This window comes from Glaciecola siphonariae (assembly GCF_042652645.1).
GTDB classification, from domain to species: Bacteria; Pseudomonadota; Gammaproteobacteria; order Enterobacterales; family Alteromonadaceae; genus Glaciecola; species Glaciecola siphonariae.
On record NZ_JBHSGU010000002.1, the window covers coordinates 1,698,690 to 1,720,923 of the forward strand.

Here is a 22,234-nt window from a genome sequence, read left to right on the forward strand (position 1 = left end):
TGTCAGTCTCCTTATGCGTAAAGTGGGTTAATTTTGCTAGCGTCAATGGCAAGGTCTTTATGTGCAGCCATTAGGTCTTTTTCAGAAAAATCACCTTGTTTGTATAGCTCATAAAGTGCAGCGTAAGCCACATGATTTGCATCAACCTCAAAGTGGTGTCGCAAGTTCTCACGGCTATCAGAGCGTCCAAATCCATCAGTACCAAGCACTCTGTACGCGCCAGGCACAAACGGACGCACCTGCTCTGCATATGCTTTGATGTAGTCGGTAGCGGCGATGGTTGGGCCGTCAAAGCCATCAGACAATACTTGCGTAATGTAAGGTACTTTGGCTTTTTCTTTCGGATTGCGCATGTTAAAGCGGTCGCAATCAATGCCGTCTCTGCCGAGCTCGTTCATAGAGGTAGCGCTATACACCTCACACGCCACACCATAGTTGTCGTGAAGCAGGGTAGCAGCTTTGCGCACTTGCTCTAAAATTGTGCCGCTTCCTAGCAGTTTGACCTGCTTTTTAGACTTGGCAGTGCCTGCTTTGTCGAGCAAATAAATACCTTTTAAAATACCTTCTTCACAGCCTTTTGGCATTTCAGGCTGAATATAATTTTCATTCATCACCGTTAAATAGAAGAACACATTCTCTTGGTCTTCTAACATCCGGCGAATACCGTCTTGCACAATCACCGCTACTTCGTAGCCATAGGTAGGGTCGTAGCTAACGCAGTTGGGAATTAACCCAGCTTGAATATGACTGTGACCGTCTTGATGCTGTAATCCCTCGCCGTTTAGTGTGGTGCGTCCTGCGGTGCCGCCGACTAAAAATCCGCGGCACTGTGAGTCACCGGCGGCCCACGCCATATCGCCCACACGCTGGAAACCAAACATTGAGTAATAAATATACACCGGCAACATAGGTAAATCGTTCAGTGAATACGAGGTACCCGCGGCCACAAACGACGACATAGCGCCCAGTTCATTAATACCCTCTTGCAATACCTGACCTTTTTTATCTTCACGATAATAGGCTACTTGGTCTTTGTCTTGAGGAATATATTTTTGACCGGAGTTTGAATAAATACCCACCTGACGGAATAAGCCTTCCATACCAAAAGTACGGGCTTCATCTGGAATAATGGGAACTACGCGGCTGCCCATTTGCTTATCTTTAAGCATCACGGTAAGCACGCGAACAAAGGCCATGGTGGTTGAAATTTCACGATCGCCCGAGCCCTTAGTAATCGCTTCAAAGGCTTTTAAAGGTGGAGCGGGTAATTCTTCAGATGACTTAGCGCGTCGTACCGGCATATAACCGTTAAGCGCTTCGCGCTTTTGACGCAGATACTGCATTTCGGGGCTGTCGTCGGCAAACTTAAAGTAACTTAACTCTTTGCACTCTTCGTCTGACAGCGGAATATTAAATCTGTCGCGGTATTGCAAAATCGACTCAGGGTCCATTTTCTTAACGTTGTGCGCAATATTTTTACCTTCACCAGCGTTACCTAAGCCATAACCTTTAACGGTTTTTGCCAGAATAACCTGTGGACGGCCTTTCGTTTCTGTGGCTTTTTTGTATGCCGCGTATACTTTAACCGGATCGTGTCCGCCTCTATTAAGGCGCCAGATATCCTCGTCAGACATATTCGCTACCATGTCTTTGAGTTCTGGATACTTACCAAAGAAATTTTCGCGGGTATAATTTCCGCCCTTCGACTTATAGTTTTGGTATTCGCCGTCTACCGTTTCGTTCATCACGTCGAGCAATTTGCCTGAAGTATCACGAGCAAGCAGAGGGTCCCAATAACGACCCCAAATCACTTTAAATACTTCCCAGCCTGCGCCGCGGAAAGCGCCTTCTAACTCTTGAATAATTTTACCGTTTCCGCGCACAGGGCCGTCAAGACGCTGCAGGTTGCAGTTAATAACAAAGGTCAGGTTGTCGAGGTTCTCACGTGAGGCTAAACCAATTGCGCCCAAGCTTTCTGGCTCATCTACCTCACCATCACCCATAAAGCACCAAACACGCTGGTTTGAGCAGTCTTTAAGGCCGCGGTTGGTTAAATATTTTAAAAAGCGAGCAAGATAAATCGCCTGCATTGGTCCTAAGCCCATCGACACCGTTGGGAACTGCCAGTAGTCAGGCATCAGTTTGGGATGCGGATAAGAAGATAGCCCCTGCCCACCTACTTCTTGGCGGAACATATCTAGCTGACCTTCACTTAAACGTCCTTCAATAAACGAACGAGCATAGATACCGGGAGAGGCGTGTCCTTGAACAAAGAGATAGTCGCCACCATCGCTTTCGCTCGGTGCGCGGAAAAAGTGGTTGAAGCCCACATCGTAAAGCATCGCAGAAGAAGCAAAGCTCGATATATGACCACCAAGTTCTAGGTCTTTTTTCGAGCCACGCAATACCATCATTATCGCATTCCAGCGAATCGCATTACGAATTTTGGTTTCAATGGTTTGGTCACCAGGCATGGTAGGCTCTTGACCAGCAGGTATGGTGTTAATGTAGGCAGTGGTCGCATCGTAGGGCAAGTGGGCACCGTTGCGTCGGGCCTTTTCAATCAACGACTCTAATAGATAGTGAGCGCGGTCTACACCCTCTTCTTCTAATACTGCTTCTAGTGCGTCTAACCACTCTTGTGTTTCTTGCGGATCCACGTCAGATGCTTTATTTGCAACGTCAGTCGCAGCCATATTATCAGCCATAACATTTCCTATTCTCTTGTTCAAAAAAGCAAGATAAGAAACCTCATCTTGCTCGTATGTATTTTTCATAGCGAGCGTTAACAATACCGCGCTATGCTAAAAGCCTTACCTGCTGGTAAAAAATGCAGGCTTTTGTGATGTCGTAACTATCTTTTTACTCATCACTTATTATTCTTCTTAAACTTCTTTGTACCTGTGTATCTCGTTGGTTGATATCGAGCAAAGTTTGCTCAATAAAGCCTAGATGTTTGTGACTTGCAGAGCGTGCCATTACAGGGTCGCCTTTTACAATGGCATCTACAATATCTCTGCGCTGTTGCTGTATGTTCTGCTCCACATCAGCGCCGCTTCGGAGCATGGCAAAATTGCGTTGAATATTGTCTATCAACATTGGCTGCATTGAGCGCATAACATGCAATAGCACCATGTTGTGTGAGGCTTTTGCCATGGTCAAATAAAAGTTAGATAAGGCAGTGGCCTCTTCAACCGCACTCGCATTTTTACTCAGTGCTTGTAAGGCCATTAGCGAATCGCTTAAGGCCTCATAATCGCTCGCTTGCCCACGAAGCGCCGCGTAATAAGCCGCCATGCCTTCTAATGCATGTCTGAACTCAAGCAGGTCAAATTGGGTTTCTGGTCGTGTGGCAACCAAATCCATGAGCGGATCGGTCATCGCCTTGTTCAGGCTTTTTGTAACAAATGTACCACCGCCTTGCTTACGTTCAATGAGGCCTTTGGCACTTAAATTTTGAATGGCTTCTCGTAAAGAGGGGCGTGACACTTGAAATTTTTCTGCGAGCAAACGTTCAGGCAATAGTTTTTCACCCGCGGTTAAAGTGCCATCAATGATCATGGACTCTAAACGCTCGGTTATCACATCAGAAATTTTTGCCTGTCTTATCATTCGCATCCTAAAAGATTGCTGGTAAGTGTTTTATTGGGAATACACCATGCAAACAGCATTGTCTGGGCTTGTTTGCATCAAAGCGTAAGCGGCGTCGTGTCAGTTTATTTACCTGATTTCAACGCCTCAACACTCAATGGTCATACCAATTAACCAAAGTATTGTAAGCAAGAAACTTGCGAAGGTAAAGCCCTAGGCAACTACTCCGACCATTGTTGCTAAAGACAGCAACATCAAGATGAATACAATATTGCGTTTTACCAACTTAACTAACTGCAGAGGCTCATTTAAATGAGAGTCACGATCCCCAACATCTTCTGCCGCCTTTGATACGCTAGCCAAGGCATCGTAGGTGGAGGTTTGCGGATTGACGATAATATCGAACCATGCCGACAGTGCATTTGAAAAATGGCCGACGATTAAAAATCCAAACGTGGTTATTCGCACAGGTAACCAGTCGAGTACAAACAATAAACTCTCGCCCTTGCCCGAAGTATTTTCAGTGGGCAATACCTCAGGGGATACTTCAGGAGATACCTCCGAGAATACCTCGGGGCTTTGTTCGTTTATAATAGCGTTTTGGTCAATATCACCTTGCTCAGTGTTTAACCGGCTATTTACCGTGCTATTTATACTGCTGTTTGTTGATGTAGCTTGCTCTTTTAATGCAGCTTGCTGGCGCTTTTGATGCAGCACCCATTCTTTTATTAAGCTATAAAAAATGACGCCAGGAGCACCTAGCACGATAAAAAAGATAATCACCGAGGCATATTGTCGATAGTTGACTAACACTAATTGCTTACCAACATTGCTAAGCGCACCACCTTCATTGCCAAAAGACATGCTGTGTAGCGCACACGCTTGAAAATCTTCCCGATGTGCCGCCTGCAAATATCGCTTGTAGGTGCTCCGGGTCACAGGGCAACCCAAACACACCCAAAGTACGAGTAAGTTAATCATAAACACAAACAAAGACGGCAACGCGTTAAGCAATAAAAATGCTATGAGGGTTGGAACTAATGCCATAACAAGGATGGAAACCAAACCTAAGCTCGACGAATCGTCAGCGTTGTAATAATGATTAGCAGCCTGCTCCTTTTTTGAGTGTGTATCAGACGAATGCCCACCAAGCAACCAGCCTTTGCGACTCAAAAACCCAAAGTAAGCCTCTGCTAAGGTAGCAATATGGAATTGTTTTGATTTAGTGGTAACTCGCTCTAGGGCCATTACCAACAGTAGTGAGAAAAGGGTCAATGAAGCCTCTCATGCAAAAACGCTGTGTACGTTCAGTATATGTGCTTGCGCGCTAGGTTCAATGCTTATTTAGTGGCAATACAGTATAAGCAAGCGCTAGAGCAGGCGTTAAGTGAGCGCTTGGAATCTGTGCTTTTAAGCAAATTAGCTAGCAACAAGCGAGGCGACTGATTAGAATACGCGCAGCCTTTAATAACAGTCATCAACAGCGGTTAATCATACAAATTATGCAAACTGTGCAAAAAAGCCATTCCCACACTATATCAAACGATGCCATTCAAGCAGATGCGCACGCCGCTCTTTGCGAAGACTTAGGCGGGACGATGGACCCAAGCAAAGACATCACTGCCAATCTCATTGATGAAAATACGCACGTGAATGCAAAAATTATCACCAGAGAAGCCGGTGTACTATGCGGCCAAGAGTGGGCAACGCAAGCCTTCATGTTAGTTGATAAACATCTACAGCTTAAATGGCACAAACATGATGCTGAGCACATTGCCCCGAACGATGTTTTGCTTGAGATATCGGGTAATGCGCGAGCAATATTAACCGCTGAACGAACCGCGCTTAATTTTTTGCAATTTTTAAGTGCAACCGCAACAGTAAGCTATTGTTATGCAAAGCTATTAAACAAAAGTACTACAAAGCTATTAGATACGAGAAAAACCATACCAAGATATAGACAAGCTCAAAAATATGCTGTAGTTTGCGGTTGCGGATTAAATCACCGCATAGGGCTTTATGATGCGTTCCTGATAAAAGAGAACCACATAAAGGCCTGTGGCTCAATAAAAAAGGCCGTTGTAAAAGCACGTAGGATGGAACCGGGCAAAACTATAGAGCTAGAAGTAGAAAACCTCGACGAACTCCATCAAGCTATTGAAGCAGGCGCCGATATAGTAATGCTAGATAACTTCACCAACGAACAAGTCCAAGAGGCAGTTTATATTGCCGCTGGTCGTTGTAAACTTGAAGTATCAGGCAATATTACTGACGAAAGGCTGCTTGAATTAGCAAAAACCGGTGTAGATTATGTATCATCTGGTGCCCTAACAAAACATGTAAAGGCACTGGATTTATCCTTGTTAATTGATTAAATTCATAGGTTTACGTCAATTGGCAAAGAACCACACATAACCATGCTGTGTGCAAACTAACACTTAGGTATGCTACTGCATACTTCCTAATCTCGATGATGGTTTTATAATCAGTCTCGAGGTTGAGAGACAGTGTTAATTACATCGAGTCTTTTGCAGCCAATATTACTTGTTTAATTTGTTTTACTTTTACTGAACGCGTTATTGCGCACTAGAGGACTTAACACCATGTCAAACTTTACTAAATCTGCTCAAAAGGGTTTTACCTTAATCGAACTTATGATTGTTGTTGCAATCATCGGTATTCTTGCCGCAATTGCATTGCCTGCGTATCAGTCATATACAGACCGTGCTAAGTTCTCAGAGTTAATCAACGGCGCGTCTGGCGCACAATCGGCCATCGAAGTTTGTGCACAAATTAATGGCGGCTTAGTAGGTTGTAATCAGGGAACTAACGGTATTCCAGCCAATACTACTGCAAATGCAGACCGTCCAGGCGTTGCTGTAACAAATGACACCGGCGTGATTACAGTATCTGGCCGTACGGGTCAAAACATCGGCACAGCACTAAATGGCGCGTCACGTTACGTGGTTACTCCAGCCTTCGATACCGCAACTGGTGTATCTTGGTCTGTAACTAGCTGTGTTCCAGCAGACGTATGTGACAACGTAGCACCAACTACTACGCCTTAATCTAGCAGAAACTTACCTGCAAAACCTTTTAAAAAGCCCGGATACTCGGGCTTTTTGTATACATCCACGTTGAAGAGGTCAGATTATGGCGAAGGTAGCAGAAACGTTCGTTTGGCAAGGCGCTGATCGTAACGGAAAAAAGACCAAAGGTGAGATTAATGCCACCTCGGTTGTCGAAGCAAAGAACATGCTGCGCAGGCAAGGCGTGTCGGCAAAATCTGTTAAAAAACAGCCAAAACCTCTGTTCTCGTTTGGTGAAAAAAAGGTCACCGCACAGGATGTATCTTTATTGTCTCGCCAAATCGCAACCATGTTAAACGCCGGTGTAACGCTCATACAGTCACTTGAAATGATTGGCCAAGGTAGCGGCAGTCCTGCCGTACGCAAGATGATGGCAGAGATCACAAACGAAGTACGATCAGGGAATACCTTCAATTCAGCATTAAGAAAATACCCCAGACAATTTGATGAGCTTTATTGCGACCTCGTTGAAACGGGCGAGCAATCTGGTTCTTTAGAGGGGATTTTTGACCGAATCGCTCTGTACAAAGAAAAAGCCGAAGCGCTCAAATCAAAGATAAAGAAGGCGATGTTTTACCCTATTGCCGTTTTAGTGGTTGCATTCGTTGTAACCGTTATTCTATTAGTTTACGTAGTGCCGCAGTTTGAAGAAATTTTTTCAAGTTTTGGGGCTGAATTACCTGCATTCACGCAGTTCGTGCTGGGTATTTCTAATTTTGTGCAAGACTATGGCCCATACATCGCGCTTGGTATGATTGGCGCAGCAGTACTCTTTGTGCGGGCTCATCGCGCGTCTCCAAAATTGCGTGATTCAATAGACGCTAAAGTGCTCAAAATTCCCGTTATTGGTGAAATTCTCAAAAAAGCCTCAATCGCGCGGTTTAGCCGAACGCTATCCACCACCTTTGCCGCCGGTGTGCCGCTAATAGGTGCCTTAGATTCAGCGTCTGGAGCCGCTGGCAACGCAATTTATCGAGATGCTATTTTGTACATGCGCAAAGAAGTCTCTGGCGGTATTCCGATGAACTCGGCAATGCGATCAACCAACGTTTTTCCTTCAATGGTTGTGCAAATGGTTGCCATTGGGGAGGAGTCGGGCTCTGTTGACGAGATGCTTGGTAAAATAGCTACCATTTATGAAGCCGAAGTAGACGACATGGTAGACGGCTTAACCAGCTTGCTCGAGCCTATGATCATGGCTGTGCTCGGTGTCGTCATTGGCGGTTTGATTATCGCGATGTATCTACCTATATTCGAAATGGGCTCGGTAGTATAAACATCTTCCGAGTGAATGATGCCAACATTTATAGTCTTCAAAAACAACTGGACTTTTTATGGAAAAATTTTGGTTGAACAAAATGATCCCGTTTCAAAATCCTAAATAAGGTGCATTTAACGTTTCAAATGGGCCGAACATAAGCCAAAAGATAATTATAAAAATATAGACCAGCGTTTTTATCAGCTTTCGCAATGAGCTGCTCATAATATAAAATTCCCATGGGCGATGCTTGACAAAAATAGCACGTAACTAAGAGAGATGATTCGAACTAAGACTGTGGACGAACAATTTTTGTTTAACCATGGAACGGCATAAGACAAGGCAATACCATGCCCTAGCCCCCACAAAATAAAGCCTAACGTAAAGTCGTGCCATATCCCCATGAACAGAAAAGCGGCTATGATAGCAAGTCGTGCATTTTTATAACTTACTAGCAAAGGAAAATAGATGTATTGCACGACAAACTTTGCCATTGAGCGATGCCAACGTTGCCAAAAATCCGCTAAATCTCGCGATAGGTGAGGTTTATTGAAGTTTTCTGGTACGCTAAACCCCATTAACAGAGCACTTCCCTCAGCCATGCGTGAGTAACCATAAAATGTCGAAAATAGAAATCCAAAAGATAAAATAGCGTTTAATAAAATTGATGAAAGGGTATACGTCATCAATGCAAAATTGTTATCTGAATAGAGAGACAGCCCATTCAGATAATCCATAGCAACATGGACGAAGCCTGAGATAGCAAACAAATACGCAAAGCCTTCGGTTATCCGATAAAGCCCTTCTTTGAACGAAGCTGCTTTACGTTCTTTAAACTGTTCCCATGCATCAAAACCATTGTAAACTGGTCCTGATGGCAAACTCGCAAAAAAGAATGTCGCAAGTAAAAGTGACGCCAAAAAATCAAACACTGTCTTTCGTTTTTTTATACCCTCGGTAACAGTCATCATTTGACGGATAACATAAAAAGCAGCACCTAAAAACAAGATGGGCTGATCTTTAAAATGTGGCAAAAAATCAGGAATAAACAACAAACATAGTATTGAATAAGAGAGCCTAGTTTTGAGTTTTTCGTTACGAAGAGCCCCCCCAAGTAAAAATATGAATACCGAAAAAGTGAAACAAAACAGAGCAAAATATAAAGCGAGTGGCTGAATAATGAACAACAATAGAAAACCTGGAAGCACGCACCATAATAGCCGTTGTATTGGGTGCGTATGCCAACAAAGCATCGACAATCCAACTGGTACTAGAATGAAGATTAAAAACGTAAAACTATCGAGCATCAGACAATACGTCTGCGTTTACAATATGACGCGATAGTAAAATGGTAGCATACTCTCCCGCAGGTCTTGGTTTGACATGCGCTTCGTTGTACCAAAACGGCGCTAACAAGGAATCTGTTTCTGCAAAAATATCATATGGATTACTCTGAAGTATTTCTAAATACAAACGATCCTTGTCGCTAAGCGTTTGATTATAAAGCATCATCGGCAACACTATTACATGGCTATTTTCATCCTGCACAAGCGATATAGCTTTGTGTAAATATTTGACCTCCCCCAAACGATAGTCAGCTTCAAATTCTAAATCACTTGGTTTCATAGCTATTTCACTTGGCGTATTTTGCCAATCGGCTAATGGCATATCTTTGAATACTGTTTCAAAACGTGCTTTGTATTGATAATGCGTCTCTTCTAGATTCCTTGTATGCCTCGAGTGTGCGTAAATAAACGTAAAGTCACTCGACCAATCCATACCTCCAACACGCCACGATTGAGTATTGCAGCTCTCAAGTGACCATTCTCTAAACGGATCGTGTAAAAACTCATAAATTAATAGACCAGTTCTTAGCACAAAACCGCGTAGCTTTAAGTGCAAACGCATTATAAGGTCTTCGCCGCGTGAAAAAGGCATTGCGACACCAGGCATGTTCCATATTTGTGAATACGTCATAAAATTGATGTCGCGCGTAAAAATATATTGCTCAGGGTCACTCTCACCAAGATTATACTTCAGATTGTCAAAAGAGCGTTTTGATAAAAATGATGGCTCAAATACAACAATTTGAGCAGCCCCCCGAACGTTAATATATTGCTCAAGCAACGAGACGTTCGTTCTTAATGGAGCAATCGGCACCGCAATGCATTCCACCCTTATATCATCATATTGAGCAGTCGAATTAATAAGCTCAGCCATTGCGACTGGGTCAATGGCTACACCTACTCTGCTGCTTCCTAAAATAAGTATGTCAGCCGGGGGCTGGTCTACCCTCGACAACAATAAGCTACATTTTTCTAGTTCACTGATGGGTCCTGCTCGGTTTCGGTCTAAATAGGCGGTAAAAGCGACAGCGCTGATCATAACAAGCACAAGGATAAAACGAAAAAACATAGCAATCATTAAATTCGTTCACTCATCGTGCTCGCCAAGGCAGGACGATCGACCTTGCCATTTTGATTTAGAGGAAACTGGTCAATCCGCATGACTTTTTTCGGCATCATGTAATATGGCAAGTTTGGACTGGCGCGTTTTATTTCTGACAAATTTGTGTGCTTTTGAACACATAAAATAAGGTATTCAGGTGATGAGATCGGCATTGCAAGTACGACTAATGCTTCTGTTTCAAGGGCGCTTTTGAGGTGGTGCTCGACTTCCATAAGTTCGATTCGGTGGCCACCAACCTTAACCTGATAATCAATTCGCCCAATATGAAAAATAAGCTTATTTTTATACTTAACGCGATCCCCCGTTTTGTAGTATCGGGTCTCATCCGCATCGAAAATAAATGGGTCCTCTCCGGTGTTCTTCAAGTATCCATCAAATTGCTGTTGCCCACCGAGCAATAGTTCGCCTGTCATATTGTTATCTAGGTCAGCAGCACAAACAATATTTCCATCAACTAATAGTGCTAAAGAGCATTTATCAAATACCCTTCCTATAGCAATGTTATTTTTATCGAACATAAGGTCATCATGCTGCTGGACTTTTTGACTAAGTATCGCGACCGTGCACTCCGTTGGACCATAATAATTCCACACCTCATGTTGAGATTCAGACGCCGCAACCCACGTCAATGCCATACTTCGGGTCAACGGTTCCCCATTAAAAATACTTAGTTTCAATGTCGAAAAACAACTCGGTTTGAACGCTGGATTTTTCATACCAACACGAATGAGCGATGGTACGGCGTGCAACACTGCAATGCTATTTTGTTGAATAAAATTGATAGGGTTGAATAAGTCAATTGAACGAGCAGGAAACAAGGTTCCTCCGTTCAACAAAGCAGCAAATATTTCTTGCATGCTAACATCAAAAGAAATTTCACAGACCTGTGCATAGCGGCCATTATCTAAATAAGGCAGTTGCGAAAATGCATTTTCTAAGAAGGTCTTAAAATTTTTATATGATATTGGGACCCCTTTGGGTACACCTGTGCTTCCGGATGTAAAAAGAATATAAATATTGTTTTGTATAAGCCCAGAAAGAGTAGCTAATTCGAATTGTGGTAACTCATCTACGGTTAGCGTTGAAGGTTCTATATCAAAGCACTGCGCAGCACATGATAGTCCTTTCGCTTGACTAATCTTGTTTGTATGACAAAGGATGTGTTTGATATCCAGTAAATCAATGATTGTTTCTATTCGTTGTTTAGGTAAGGCTGGGTTGAGGGGAACAAATGGCACGCCGTGGAATATGCACGCCCACATACCTGCATAAGAAGTGATCTCGCGACCAGAATACAAGCCAACCGGCTTTTTAGCGTTAGATTCTTTTAGATGTTGATAGAGATGCATTACAAGAGCGAAGAACTCAACATAACTGTATTTGCGCTGGGCATCTTGCACAGCTACCCGATGGGGAACACTATTGACCTTGTTTAAAAAGCTAGTGATTATCCACCGCCGAGAAGCCTCATTCATCGTCACGACCGTGCGTTCAAGTAATCAATTAATGCTTGGACCGAAATGTAATGAATGGCGTCGTCAAAATCTGGTTCAATATTAAACTTCTGATTTATCGCAATAAACACATTCATAAAGTTTAAAGAATCCCAAACGCCAACCGTTTCCATTGAGTCGCTCTGACAAATTACAATCTTTTCACTCTCTTCCTCTATTGTCTCATTTAACGCTTCTTGAATAGTTGTTATCACGCAACTAGTTAAATCGTCTTTCATAAATCTCGTCTTCTAATGGTTTTGCATAAGTGCGATAAAAGTTTTGCTCACCAGCACCCCACATCGCAAACGGGTCAATTCCGTAATATTTTCTTTTGTTTACTTTCTCGTTTGACGCCAAAAGGCACTGCTGTAAACGCCCATCGCTAAAATAGTTAAGTCCTTCAAGGCAAGTTTTCCAGAAATGTTCAGGTCTCTCAATAAGGTCTTCGTAAAACAAAACAATGCTGTTTTTGTTAGTATTAACAAAATTAATCAGTGCTTGGTTAACATTCGCCCAAAGCCAAATATTTCTGCAAATGCCAGACCAGTTTTGCCACAACTCGGCATCCTTCGTTCCCTTCTCTGGTTTTAATCGTCCCATTGCTATAAATTGCTCTCGCGGAGACAGAGGTTTGTTTACTCCTGGCCAACCAGCTGGCGTCAAATCCTCGCCACGAGTTACCGTCGCGGATTGCACAAAACTCTCACATCGCCTGAACATGACGATAAAATATCCATCAGGATGCCGAGATATTAAAGAAGACATCAATGGGGCGTTATAGTACGCGATATCAAGACAAATTCGGGAAGAAATGCCAAGACCGACAAAATGTTCTCTGTCTCGCATTGTAGTGACCAATTCAGTTGCGTAACTAGCATCTCGCCATGCCCGTGCATTATGGATATTGATAAGAGGCAAAAGCGGCTTCTGATGCGTTTTTCCATCGTATCCTTCATGCAAAGCAGTTATACCGGTTAAGCTATCAAGTGTTTTCGCTAAAAAAGTCGTTGCCGTTCGCCCAGTGCTCGCGCAAAAACCTAATTTCATATTGCACATATATCCTGTAATACAGTAAGGCGTCGGAAAAGAAAGCTGCGATATCTTAGTAATGTTTAAACGCTATGCTCTCTAACAAGAGATTTACTAAACCTTAATCGGCCTGCCGTAACTGCATAACCTCTTGATGCTTCTTCTTTCTGACCTTCCAAATAAAACTATCAACGACATAATGATGAAAATTTAGGCTTTGAAATACCAATATATTTACAGCACTTATCATTGCCGCGTTTTCAGAAAACATCGTTTTAATTGTCGTCATTAAAGATTGATAGAACACACTTGTGGCAAGCAAACAGACGAGGAAGTACAGCAAAATCCTTATCGGTGTATTTTGACTTAACCAACCAACGAGGGTTTTAGCGTCTGCATTATTCGAACTCGCAAATCGCTTAGTATTGTATAACCAAACAAACAAAATATACTGAGCGTTGTGCCAAATATTAGCGACTAACCAGCCTATATTTATATCGTCTATATGAATATAACCAACATAAAACGCAGTGAAGTGTGACAAGGTAAAGAGGAACTCTCCCATCGCAAGAGTACCCTGCTGAAATGCTATTAGGCGTGTATATACCCAATAAATGAGCAACACTATTGTAATAGCGCTACTTATTGCAACAATAAAGAATGGGATGTCAGGGGTCCATAGAGTTTGAAAAAGAAATTCGTCCCAACCTTGGTAGCATCGGTACAATAGGCCAGTAATTGGAATTGACCAAAGTGCTGCTTGAGATATCAATGCGTTTTCACTGGACTGGTGTTGAGCTCGCCTGCGATAAAAAGTGGCGACCCCGTAAGCTTGTCGCACATAATGATACCATTGCCAAAAAAAGTAGATGGTTGTGATTAACCACAACCCTATTCCGAGGCCTAAAGCAGCAACACTGGCAACAACAATGCATGGTAAATAGAGAATAAAAAAGCGGTTTTCTGATCTATCTTGAGCTGTTCCTGCAAGTTTTGTGAAGGTAGAAATGACGTGGTGGTAACCTAACAGCCAAAGATCCAACATAAGCACAGGCAAGAAAAGGTCATTATCGTAAGCGACTATTGCGCCAGACAATAAAGCAATAAATAATACCCCGGCTATGAATATCGCATCAAATTTAGGGCCTGACAGCCACGCATGTTCGTAAGACCAAGCTTTAGAGGAGAGCCGCTGCACCTTTTGCTCCTTCACTTATTGATAATAAATACCGTACATAACTAACTAATAAATCTTGCGCAATAGAATTGTCATCGGCTTTATCATCAAAACTATAAGGGTTTTACCAAGCTGTTGAATAGTGAAAAGAGTATATACGTATTTTCATTAATACGAAAATCACTGTTCTTTTATTTTAATGTTATATTCATTAAATGCCGTTAACCTTAATTCTAGATAATAATTAAGATAGCGCCCTTAATTAAAGAATTTGTGGACTACCAATGCTAAGCCTAATCGAAAACTCCCCCACCTTTTTTATTGCTTTTACCTTTGTATTAAGCCTGCTAGTGGGCAGCTTTCTAAATGTGGTTATTTATCGTATTCCGGTCATGATGAAGCGCGGCTGGGAACAAGAGATTTATGCCTATCAAAACCCTGAGGCAGAGCCTACAAGCTACCCTCACGCTAACGATACGTTTAACCTAGTCAAGCCCGATTCGCGCTGCCCTAAATGCCAACACAAAATACGCGCTTGGGAAAACATTCCTGTATTGAGCTGGCTGGCCCTCGGTGGTAAGTGCAGTCAGTGTAAAACCCCCATTTCTAAACGATATCCGGCAATTGAGCTACTTACCGCTGTGTTAAGCGCATTAGTCGCATGGCAGCTTGGTTATGCACCCATTACCTTGGCGTTTATTGTAGGCACTTGGCTCCTTGTTGCCATGACCTTTATTGACATCGACGAAATGCTGCTACCCGATACGCTCACCTTGTCGCTACTGTGGTTAGGATTGCTCACTATTGCAGTGTTTGAACCTTCGCAGTTATTTGACGCCGTGATCGGAGCCGCTGCTGGATACATGTCGCTATTTACCGTCTACTGGGCGTTTAAATTACTCACTGGTAAAGAAGGAATGGGCTTTGGCGATTTCAAATTGCTCGCCGCACTTGGCGTATGGGTGGGTTGGCAGCACTTGCCCATTATTATTTTGCTATCGTCGGTGGTAGGCGCCATTGTGGGTATCGGCCTTATGATTGCGCAAAAAAAGGGCCGAACCTTAGCTATACCCTTTGGCCCGTATTTAGCGGCTGCCGGATATCTTACCGTACTTTATGGCGATGCCATTGCAACATGGTACTTAAATACATTGATCTAGCGCTTTGTGCTCTAATCCCTGATTCTGTATATCTTTTTGTATATCTTGTTTTGCCTCATAGTGAGCGCAAAGCGTAGTCCTTTTGCGTCAGTATATCTTACTGATAAATAAAGGTATGATAATCATATGTTTCGTTAATTAACCTCAGTTCTGGATAAGAAATAGTGCAACACCATGATATTAAACACTATTCTTTAATTTTCACACGCAGTGCTGCTAAAAACGTGAAGCACAAGGCGCAAAAGGGATGTAATAGTCATTCTATTGCTCGCTTTTGCAACGCAGTGATTCGCGTTTTTAGATGTGCTGGGCGCTGTTTCTTATCCAGATCTGAGGTTAACTATTGTTTTCATGAGTGACTTTGTTGTAGGTCTTACAGGCGGCATCGGTTCGGGTAAAACCACCGTCACTAATTTGTTTGCCGAACACGGTATCACCATTGTCGATGCCGACATCATCGCCAGAGAGGTGGTTGCTGTAGGGTCTTCTGGCCTACAGCAAATTGCGCATCACTTTGGCAAAGACGTGCTGCTCAAAAGCGGTGAGCTAAACCGTCCAAAGCTACGTGAAATAGTGTTTGCCAAGCCTGAACACAAAGCATGGCTTGACGCCCTGCTGCATCCGCTTATCCGAGAGCAAATGCAACTACAAACCAAACAGGCTTCATCTGCATATTGCATTTTGTCGGTGCCCTTGCTTGTTGAGAATTCTCTTGTGCATATGGTTAATAGAGTATTGGTCGTCGATGTAGACGAAAACACTCAGCTTAAGCGGGCTGTCTCACGCGACAGTGCACAAGGCTCTGATGAAGCGACCATTAAGGCCATCATGCAAAATCAATGCACTCGTCAAGAGCGACTTGCAGTTGCCGACGATGTGGTCAACAATAACCATAGCGAAGCTGACTTAAGCGCACAAGTCGATACTCTTCACACAAAGTACTTAACACTAGCCAGCCAAACGCCAAGGAGCCCCACATGACCGTCGCACTTTACGAATTTCCACTTTGCGAAAAAGTGAGAAACTATTTGCGACTAGAGCAGTTGTTTCATCAACTCGATGAAGTCAAATTTGCGACAACCGAATTTCAATATCTGTATTTTTTTGAAGTGCTTTTTGATCTTATTGAGCTGATTGAAAGGCTCGATTTACGCACCGACTTTGTTAGAGATATTGATGCACAAGAAAAAAATTTAGTTTACTGGTCTCAACACCCTGATATTGATAACTCTGCGCTCGAAGTTGCCTTGCAGACGCTTCATCGACTCACGCATGAAATTAAGCTGAACAAAAAGCTCGGCTCTGGCATACGCGAAGAAAAATTTCTTAATACTATTCGTCAACGTTTCGCTATTCCTGGTGGCGCAACGAGCTTCGACCTCCCTAGCCTGTTTTGCTGGCTTAAACAGCCAGAAGATGTCAAAAAGCAACAGCTTGCTGCATGGCGAGAACATTTGCAGGTGGTTGATAAAAGCATACAAATGCTAATGTCATTTTTACGCGAACGAGGGCGCTTCACCCCAGCGATGGCAAACAATGGTTTTTATCAGGGCAATGTAGAAGATAAAATAGAACTCATTCGCGTAAAATGCGATAACACAAAAGGCTATTACCCTGTGCTTAGTGGCAACAAGTATCGCTATGGCATTAAGTTTATGACTCTTTTTCCAGAAGCTGGCTCAACCGGTGCGGTTGCTGATAATCTTGATTTTGAAATTGCTTGTTGTTAGCTTGCACAAGCTAAGCCCTTAGGGTATTTCCCCATAACAAGTTAAAAGACCATATTATGACAACTAAAGTAAATTGCCCCACATGTGATACCACCGTAGTGTGGGATAAAAGCTCTGAATTTCGTCCCTTTTGTTCCAAGCGGTGTCAGCTAATCGACTTGGGCCAGTGGGCTAACGAGGAGCACAAAGTATCGGGCAGCTCAGTGCTTAGCAGCGATGAAAATGGCGATGCAGAAATAAAGATTGATGTTGAAGATATTGAAGCTATGCTAAGCGAACAATCTGACGACTTTTTCAAATCATGACCATTCACTCAATCTTAATTTGTGGCGGAACTCATGGCAATGAGCTCTCCGGCGTTTATGCCGTTAGGCAATGGAAGCAAAACAGTCAAAAACTTCAGCAACTCGCGCCATCAGCCAATATTTCGTTCGAACTGGTTAACAAAGCCTCTGTAGACGCGCGTACGCGCTTTATTGACGAGGACTTGAACCGACAGTTTGATTTGCGCAAACTTCAAGCAAAACGAGCTGAAGACGGCTCTAGTCATGAGGCTACTCTTGCACAATCGCTTAATGAGCAGTACGGACCAAAACCACATGGCAATATTGACCTAATCGTAGATATTCACAACACCACAAGCGCCATGGGGCCAACCCTTATTGTGCTTGAGAATGACCATTTTAATCAGCAGTTAGCTCGCTACGTGAAAACACACATGCCAGACGCGGTTATACTGGTAGAAGACCATATTCCCTATGAGCAGCATCCCTATTTTTGCACCCTTGGTAAACGCAGTGTAATGGTTGAAGTTGGGCCTCAGGCGCAAGGAGCTCTCAGAGCCGACATTTATTTGCAAACCTTAAGAATGACTGAGCTCATCGTGGCATTTATTGAGACAGTAAATACAAACACTGACGAACAACTCCCTCCGGTGGAAGCTTATCGCCTGATCGCAGAAATCCCCTATCCTACCGATAGCCTAGGGCAGCGAAGCGCAATGAATCACCCAAACATCGACGGCAATGACTTTACTGAAGTTCGCGCTGGCATGCCGTGTTTCATGGATTTTGAAGGAAAGGATATTTTGTGGGAAGGCGATACGGTTTATCCGCATTTTGTGGGTGAGGCTGCCTACGACAAACAAAATCTAGCGTTCGCTACCGCACAAAAGTGTGAGTTTTAGCGCTCTGTGTTTACTAATGATTAGCTGATTAGCTGATTAGTGAATAGTCAATTAGTGAATAGTCAATTAGTGAGTTATATAAACGTTTAACTGCCGGCTAGGGCGTACTCTACTGCAGCATCAACATGAAGCTCTGTAGTATTGAACACAGTCATGTTCTGTAGGTCTTGCTGGCCAATGAGCAAGAAGATTTCGGTACAGCCTAATATGACCCCTTGGGCACCGTGCTCTTTTGCAAGGGATTCACTCACCTGCACGTAATATTGACGTGATTTTTCGCTAATGGTGCCTTTCACCAGCTCATCAAAAATAATGCGGTCTATTTCGAGTTGCTCAGCCTCACTAGGTACGATAATTTCAATGCCATACTTTGCATATTCGTCTTTAATGTAGTCTGCCTGCATAACAGGTTTTGTGCCCAATAAAGCAATTTTCTTTAGCCCTTTAGACACGATAGCTTGAGCCGTTGGCGTGGTAATGTGAATAAACGGTATGTCTAATAGTTCGGGCATCTTATCGAGCACTTTGTGCATGGTATTAGATACACATACCAATACATCTGCGCCACCTGCCTGTGCAAGTTTGGCCTTTTCTTCAACATAGGCGCGTGCTTCGTCCCATGCGTTATTTCGCACGTAGTACTCTATATTGCCAAAGTTACAGCCCTGAATTAAGGTCTCACCAATTTCCCATCCGCCAAGTCGTGCATTAATTTTTTGATTAATGAAGCGGTAATATTCCATGGTGGCTTTGTCGCTCATGCCGCCGAGAATGCCGATTGTTTTGATGTTTGTTGGACGCGACACTTGTTGCGACGCGGGCTTCTGCGGTGGCTGGATATTATTACTTTTTTTATGAGTCATGTGCATAATCCTTTTTGCGCCAAGGTGTGCAAAATCGCCTGATTAGCATCTGGAAATTCATAATTCGCCAGCTCAGCGCCACTGACCCACTTCGACTCTTGCCCCTCGGCTCCCCGCGCCTGTCCGGTAAATTCAGTTACCAAAAAAACGTGGAGGCATACCTGTTTATCAACATAATCATGGCGAATTTGCATTAAGGCTTCACAGCTTTTCACGTCAATGTTGATTTCTTCGGTGAGCTCTCTGGCAAGTGCCTGCTCCGGTGTTTCTCCGGCATCTACCTTACCGCCAGGGAACTCCCACTTATCGCCTTGATGTTGCTTTGCACTGCGTTTACAAATAAAAAAATGGCGGTCTTGGTTATGCCGTTCATTTTCAGAACTAAGCACAACGCCAACCGCCACATCAATATGTTTCATTCCAGCGCTATCAGCTAAGTTTGCCGTGGCACTGCTTATATTTTTTGCCAGAGCCGCATGGACAAGGCTCGTTTCGGCCAACTTTAGGTCCTTGACGCTGCACGGTCGAAGGTTTATCAGCCTCCTGCGCACCCTCACCTGTTGCTGAAGCTGACTTGTGCTCGAAGGTCTTCTCCGCTTCGGCACGACGTCTTTGTGCTTCAACCGCTTCAACATCTTTTTGTTCTTGCACTTGTACCCTTGCCAATATGCTGATCACCTCTATTTTTAGGTTATCGAGCATATCTGAGAACAGCTCAAACGACTCTCGCTTATACTCTTGCTTAGGATTTTTTTGCGCAAACGACCGAAGGTGAATACCCTGACGTAAGTAGTCCATCGACGCTAAATGCTCTTTCCAGTGAGTATCGAGGGTCTGTAACATAACCGCCTTTTCAAACTGTCGCAGCACCTGCTCACCCACAGCCTGTTCTTTTGCTGCATAAGCCGCATCAGACTTCTCAACAATAAATTCACGCAGTTTTTCTTCATAAAGTTTATCGTCTTCGTCGAGCATTTTGCGCAGCGGTAAATCTAGCGCAAAATCACCGCGGAGCCGCTCTTCTAATCCTTCTACGTCCCACATCTCTTCAAGTGACTGGGGCGGAATATACTGGTCAATCACAGTATCCATTACATCTTTACGCACATTCGCAATGGTTTTGCCAATATCGCCTTCATCAAGCAACTCATTGCGTTGCTCGTAAATCACGCGGCGCTGATCGTTTGCTACATCGTCGTATTCAAGCAACTGCTTACGAATATCAAAGTTACGACCTTCAACCTTGCGCTGTGCGTTCTCAATGGCTCGAGATACCCATGGATGCTCAATTGACTCGCCTTTTTCCATGCCCAAGCGCTTCATCATTGCGCCCATTTTTTCAGAGGCGAATATGCGCATAAGTGCATCGTCTAACGATAAATAGAAGCGTGATGACCCTGGGTCACCTTGTCGGCCCGAACGACCGCGAAGCTGATTATCAATCCGGCGAGACTCGTGACGCTCCGTGCCAATAATATGCAAACCGCCCGCAGCGAGAACAGCATCATGGCGCTCTTGCCACTTTTCTTTGACCTGTTTAATTTGCTCCGGGGTAGGATTATCTAAACCTTCAATCTCAACCTGTAAATTGCCACCGAGCACAATATCGGTTCCGCGCCCAGCCATGTTAGTAGCAATCGTCACCGCACCCGGCATACCTGCATTGGCAACAATTTCAGCTTCCTGTGCATGGAACTTCGCGTTGAGGACTTTGTGTTTTATTTTCTCTTTTTTAAGAATACTCGAGATAAGCTCAGAGTTTTCAATCGACACAGTACCCACTAGTGAGGGCTGTCCTCGCTCCACACAACTTTTTATATCTTCAATAATTGCCTGATATTTTTCAGCAGCCGTAAGGTATATCTTGTCAGCGCGGTCGTCTCTTATCATCGGTTTATTGGTGGGTATTACCACCGTTTCTAAACCGTAGATATGATTGAATTCAAAGGCTTCAGTGTCGGCAGTACCAGTCATGCCAGAGAGTTTGTCGTAGAGACGGAAATAGTTTTGGAAGGTAATTGATGCTAGCGTCTGATTCTCATTTTGAATCTTCACGCCCTCTTTTGCCTCAACTGCCTGATGTAAGCCCTCAGACCATCTGCGCCCTTCCATTGTACGGCCGGTATGCTCGTCAACAATCACGATTTCTTGACCGTCTTTAATAATATAGTCAACGTCTTTGGTGAATAACTTATGTGCACGAAGCGCTGCGTTAACGTGGTGAAGTAGCGGAATATTTGCTGCTGCAAATAAAGACTCACCCTCTGGCAGTAAGCCTGCCTGCTGGAGTAACTCTTCTACAAACAACTGACCGTTTTCGGTCAAATGAACCTGTTTGCCCTTCTCATCTACCGTGAAGTGCCCTTCACCGTGATTATCTTCCTCATCCTCTTTTTCCTGCTGATTAAGCTTCGGAATAATGAGGTTGATTTTCTTGTAGAGCTCAGAACTGTCTTCGGCTGCGCCGGAGATAATAAGTGGGGTTCTTGCTTCGTCTATTAAAATTGAATCCACTTCGTCGATAACGGCGAAGCTTAAGGGTCTTTGCACGCGGTCATTTGGACTAAACGCCATATTGTCGCGCAAGTAATCAAAGCCAAATTCGTTATTGGTACCATAGGTAATATCAGCATTGTAAGCATCGCGTTTTTCTTGCTGACCAATGCCCGGGATGTTACACCCTACCGTTAGGCCTAAAAATGAGAATAATGCACGGCTCCAATCTGCGTCACGTTTTGCCAAATAGTCGTTAACAGTAATCACGTGTACGCCATTGCCAGAAAGCGCATTTAAATAGGTAGGAAGCGTTGAAGTAAGCGTTTTACCCTCACCGGTGCGCATTTCGGCAATTTTTCCTTGATGCAGTACCATCCCGCCCTTCATTTGCACGTCAAATGGGCGCATTCCGTATACACGTTTACTCGCCTCGCGCACAACCGCAAAGGCTTCAATCATCAAGCTATCGAGCGAGGCACCATCTGCAATTCGCTGCTTAAAAGCATCGGTTTTAGCTTGGAGCTCTTCGTCTGACAGTGCCTCTAATTCGGCTTCTAAGGCATTAATTGCGACAACTGATTTGCGCATTTTTTTTAGCAGGCGATCGTTGTGCGTGCCAAAGACTTTCTTGAATATACTTGCAAACATGCTTATGGGATATCCGATTTGGTATAGTTTTAAAAACGCGTC

The 22,234-nt window shown here is 43.7% G+C and carries 20 protein-coding genes; 8 read left to right on the forward strand and 12 right to left on the reverse strand.

Annotation, left to right across the window (positions count from 1 at the left end; all coding sequences use genetic code 11):
• Positions 1 to 11: 11 nt before the first annotated feature.
• The 3 genes from aceE to ampE form a co-directional block, all read right to left on the reverse strand.
• Entirely contained in the window at positions 12 to 2,708 is a 2,697-nt protein-coding gene (gene aceE, locus ACFO4O_RS08850; RefSeq protein WP_382407524.1) for a pyruvate dehydrogenase (acetyl-transferring), homodimeric type, read from the reverse strand.
• Positions 2,709 to 2,862: 154 nt separating this feature from the next.
• Positions 2,863 to 3,618 carry a pyruvate dehydrogenase complex transcriptional repressor PdhR gene (gene pdhR / locus ACFO4O_RS08855; RefSeq protein WP_382407526.1) on the reverse strand — a complete coding sequence of 252 codons (756 nt, stop codon included), beginning with the start codon at positions 3,616 to 3,618 and terminating at the stop codon, positions 2,863 to 2,865.
• Between the two features lie 186 nt (positions 3,619 to 3,804).
• Positions 3,805 to 4,866, reverse strand: coding sequence for a regulatory signaling modulator protein AmpE (ampE, locus tag ACFO4O_RS08860; protein ID WP_382407528.1), 1,062 nt, complete (start codon positions 4,864 to 4,866; stop codon positions 3,805 to 3,807).
• Between the two features lie 227 nt (positions 4,867 to 5,093).
• Here ampE and nadC point away from each other — a divergent pair, with 227 nt between their 5' ends.
• From nadC to ACFO4O_RS08875, 3 genes are all read left to right on the forward strand, one after another.
• Positions 5,094 to 5,966 (forward strand): carboxylating nicotinate-nucleotide diphosphorylase, encoded by an 873-nt coding sequence (gene nadC / locus ACFO4O_RS08865; RefSeq protein ID WP_382407530.1) that lies wholly within the window; start codon positions 5,094 to 5,096, stop codon positions 5,964 to 5,966.
• Between the two features lie 228 nt (positions 5,967 to 6,194).
• Positions 6,195 to 6,659 (forward strand): pilin, encoded by a 465-nt coding sequence (locus ACFO4O_RS08870; RefSeq protein WP_382407532.1) that lies wholly within the window; start codon positions 6,195 to 6,197, stop codon positions 6,657 to 6,659.
• 85 nt (positions 6,660 to 6,744) lie between these two features.
• Positions 6,745 to 7,956, forward strand: a complete 1,212-nt coding sequence (locus ACFO4O_RS08875; RefSeq protein WP_382407534.1) for a type II secretion system F family protein — start codon at positions 6,745 to 6,747, stop codon at positions 7,954 to 7,956.
• Between the two features lie 203 nt (positions 7,957 to 8,159).
• Here ACFO4O_RS08875 and ACFO4O_RS08880 read toward each other — a convergent pair whose 3' ends face one another.
• The 6 genes from ACFO4O_RS08880 to ACFO4O_RS08905 all read right to left on the reverse strand — a co-directional run bounded on the left by ACFO4O_RS08880 (position 8,160) and on the right by ACFO4O_RS08905 (position 14,145).
• Positions 8,160 to 9,128: an MBOAT family O-acyltransferase gene (locus tag ACFO4O_RS08880; RefSeq protein ID WP_382407536.1), complete on the reverse strand. Its 969-nt coding sequence runs from the start codon at positions 9,126 to 9,128 to the stop codon at positions 8,160 to 8,162.
• 106 nt (positions 9,129 to 9,234) lie between these two features.
• Positions 9,235 to 10,362, reverse strand: coding sequence for a hypothetical protein (locus ACFO4O_RS08885; RefSeq protein ID WP_382407538.1), 1,128 nt, complete (start codon positions 10,360 to 10,362; stop codon positions 9,235 to 9,237).
• Positions 10,362 to 11,882 carry an AMP-binding protein gene (locus tag ACFO4O_RS08890; protein ID WP_382407540.1) on the reverse strand — a complete coding sequence of 507 codons (1,521 nt, stop codon included), beginning with the start codon at positions 11,880 to 11,882 and terminating at the stop codon, positions 10,362 to 10,364. Before ACFO4O_RS08890 ends, ACFO4O_RS08885 begins: the two co-directional genes overlap by 1 nt.
• A 2-nt stretch (positions 11,883 to 11,884) precedes the next feature.
• Complete coding sequence (locus ACFO4O_RS08895) at positions 11,885 to 12,139, reverse strand: acyl carrier protein (protein WP_382407542.1); 255 nt, start codon at positions 12,137 to 12,139, stop codon at positions 11,885 to 11,887.
• Positions 12,120 to 12,950: a hypothetical protein gene (locus ACFO4O_RS08900; RefSeq protein ID WP_382407544.1), complete on the reverse strand. Its 831-nt coding sequence runs from the start codon at positions 12,948 to 12,950 to the stop codon at positions 12,120 to 12,122. The genes ACFO4O_RS08895 and ACFO4O_RS08900 overlap by 20 nt, the downstream gene beginning before the upstream one ends.
• 103 nt (positions 12,951 to 13,053) lie before the next feature.
• A complete protein-coding gene (locus ACFO4O_RS08905; protein ID WP_382407546.1) occupies positions 13,054 to 14,145 on the reverse strand; it encodes a hypothetical protein in 1,092 nt (363 codons plus the stop codon).
• Between the two features lie 248 nt (positions 14,146 to 14,393).
• Here ACFO4O_RS08905 and ACFO4O_RS08910 point away from each other — a divergent pair, with 248 nt between their 5' ends.
• The 5 genes from ACFO4O_RS08910 (at position 14,394) to ACFO4O_RS08930 (ending at position 18,185) form a co-directional block, all read left to right on the forward strand.
• Positions 14,394 to 15,269, forward strand: a complete 876-nt coding sequence (locus ACFO4O_RS08910) for a prepilin peptidase (protein WP_382407548.1) — start codon at positions 14,394 to 14,396, stop codon at positions 15,267 to 15,269.
• Between the two features lie 351 nt (positions 15,270 to 15,620).
• Positions 15,621 to 16,250, forward strand: coding sequence for a dephospho-CoA kinase (gene coaE, locus ACFO4O_RS08915; RefSeq protein ID WP_382407550.1), 630 nt, complete (start codon positions 15,621 to 15,623; stop codon positions 16,248 to 16,250).
• Positions 16,247 to 16,999 (forward strand): cell division protein ZapD, encoded by a 753-nt coding sequence (zapD, locus tag ACFO4O_RS08920; RefSeq protein ID WP_382407552.1) that lies wholly within the window; start codon positions 16,247 to 16,249, stop codon positions 16,997 to 16,999. The genes coaE and zapD overlap by 4 nt, the downstream gene beginning before the upstream one ends.
• Before the next feature lie 56 nt (positions 17,000 to 17,055).
• Complete coding sequence (yacG, locus tag ACFO4O_RS08925; RefSeq protein WP_382407554.1) at positions 17,056 to 17,304, forward strand: DNA gyrase inhibitor YacG; 249 nt, start codon at positions 17,056 to 17,058, stop codon at positions 17,302 to 17,304.
• Entirely contained in the window at positions 17,301 to 18,185 is an 885-nt protein-coding gene (locus ACFO4O_RS08930; protein ID WP_382407556.1) for an aspartoacylase, read from the forward strand. Before yacG ends, ACFO4O_RS08930 begins: the two co-directional genes overlap by 4 nt.
• Before the next feature lie 86 nt (positions 18,186 to 18,271).
• Here ACFO4O_RS08930 and ACFO4O_RS08935 read toward each other — a convergent pair whose 3' ends face one another.
• From ACFO4O_RS08935 to secA, 3 genes are read right to left on the reverse strand one after another with little or no spacing between them, the layout of a single operon-like run.
• Positions 18,272 to 19,048, reverse strand: coding sequence for an aspartate/glutamate racemase family protein (locus ACFO4O_RS08935; protein WP_382407558.1), 777 nt, complete (start codon positions 19,046 to 19,048; stop codon positions 18,272 to 18,274).
• Entirely contained in the window at positions 19,045 to 19,467 is a 423-nt protein-coding gene (gene mutT / locus ACFO4O_RS08940; RefSeq protein WP_382407560.1) for an 8-oxo-dGTP diphosphatase MutT, read from the reverse strand. Before mutT ends, ACFO4O_RS08935 begins: the two co-directional genes overlap by 4 nt.
• A gap of 10 nt (positions 19,468 to 19,477) precedes the next feature.
• Complete coding sequence (secA, locus tag ACFO4O_RS08945; RefSeq protein WP_382407562.1) at positions 19,478 to 22,192, reverse strand: preprotein translocase subunit SecA; 2,715 nt, start codon at positions 22,190 to 22,192, stop codon at positions 19,478 to 19,480.
• Between the last annotated feature and the right edge of the window lie 42 nt (positions 22,193 to 22,234).

Coding starts and splice junctions, on each gene's coding strand:
- ACFO4O_RS08885 (WP_382407538.1), bottom strand. CDS start 10,362: ATGATTGCTATGTTTTTTCGTTTTATCCTTGTGCTTGTTATGATCAGC.
- coaE (WP_382407550.1), top strand. CDS start 15,621: ATGAGTGACTTTGTTGTAGGTCTTACAGGCGGCATCGGTTCGGGTAAA.
- ACFO4O_RS08910 (WP_382407548.1), top strand. CDS start 14,394: ATGCTAAGCCTAATCGAAAACTCCCCCACCTTTTTTATTGCTTTTACC.
- ACFO4O_RS08890 (WP_382407540.1), bottom strand. CDS start 11,882: ATGAATGAGGCTTCTCGGCGGTGGATAATCACTAGCTTTTTAAACAAG.
- ACFO4O_RS08875 (WP_382407534.1), top strand. CDS start 6,745: ATGGCGAAGGTAGCAGAAACGTTCGTTTGGCAAGGCGCTGATCGTAAC.
- ACFO4O_RS08895 (WP_382407542.1), bottom strand. CDS start 12,139: ATGAAAGACGATTTAACTAGTTGCGTGATAACAACTATTCAAGAAGCG.
- ACFO4O_RS08930 (WP_382407556.1), top strand. CDS start 17,301: ATGACCATTCACTCAATCTTAATTTGTGGCGGAACTCATGGCAATGAG.
- secA (WP_382407562.1), bottom strand. CDS start 22,192: ATGTTTGCAAGTATATTCAAGAAAGTCTTTGGCACGCACAACGATCGC.
- ACFO4O_RS08900 (WP_382407544.1), bottom strand. CDS start 12,950: ATGAAATTAGGTTTTTGCGCGAGCACTGGGCGAACGGCAACGACTTTT.
- nadC (WP_382407530.1), top strand. CDS start 5,094: ATGCAAACTGTGCAAAAAAGCCATTCCCACACTATATCAAACGATGCC.
- pdhR (WP_382407526.1), bottom strand. CDS start 3,618: ATGCGAATGATAAGACAGGCAAAAATTTCTGATGTGATAACCGAGCGT.
- ACFO4O_RS08935 (WP_382407558.1), bottom strand. CDS start 19,048: ATGACTCATAAAAAAAGTAATAATATCCAGCCACCGCAGAAGCCCGCG.
- aceE (WP_382407524.1), bottom strand. CDS start 2,708: ATGGCTGATAATATGGCTGCGACTGACGTTGCAAATAAAGCATCTGAC.
- yacG (WP_382407554.1), top strand. CDS start 17,056: ATGACAACTAAAGTAAATTGCCCCACATGTGATACCACCGTAGTGTGG.
- zapD (WP_382407552.1), top strand. CDS start 16,247: ATGACCGTCGCACTTTACGAATTTCCACTTTGCGAAAAAGTGAGAAAC.
- mutT (WP_382407560.1), bottom strand. CDS start 19,467: ATGAAACATATTGATGTGGCGGTTGGCGTTGTGCTTAGTTCTGAAAAT.
- ACFO4O_RS08870 (WP_382407532.1), top strand. CDS start 6,195: ATGTCAAACTTTACTAAATCTGCTCAAAAGGGTTTTACCTTAATCGAA.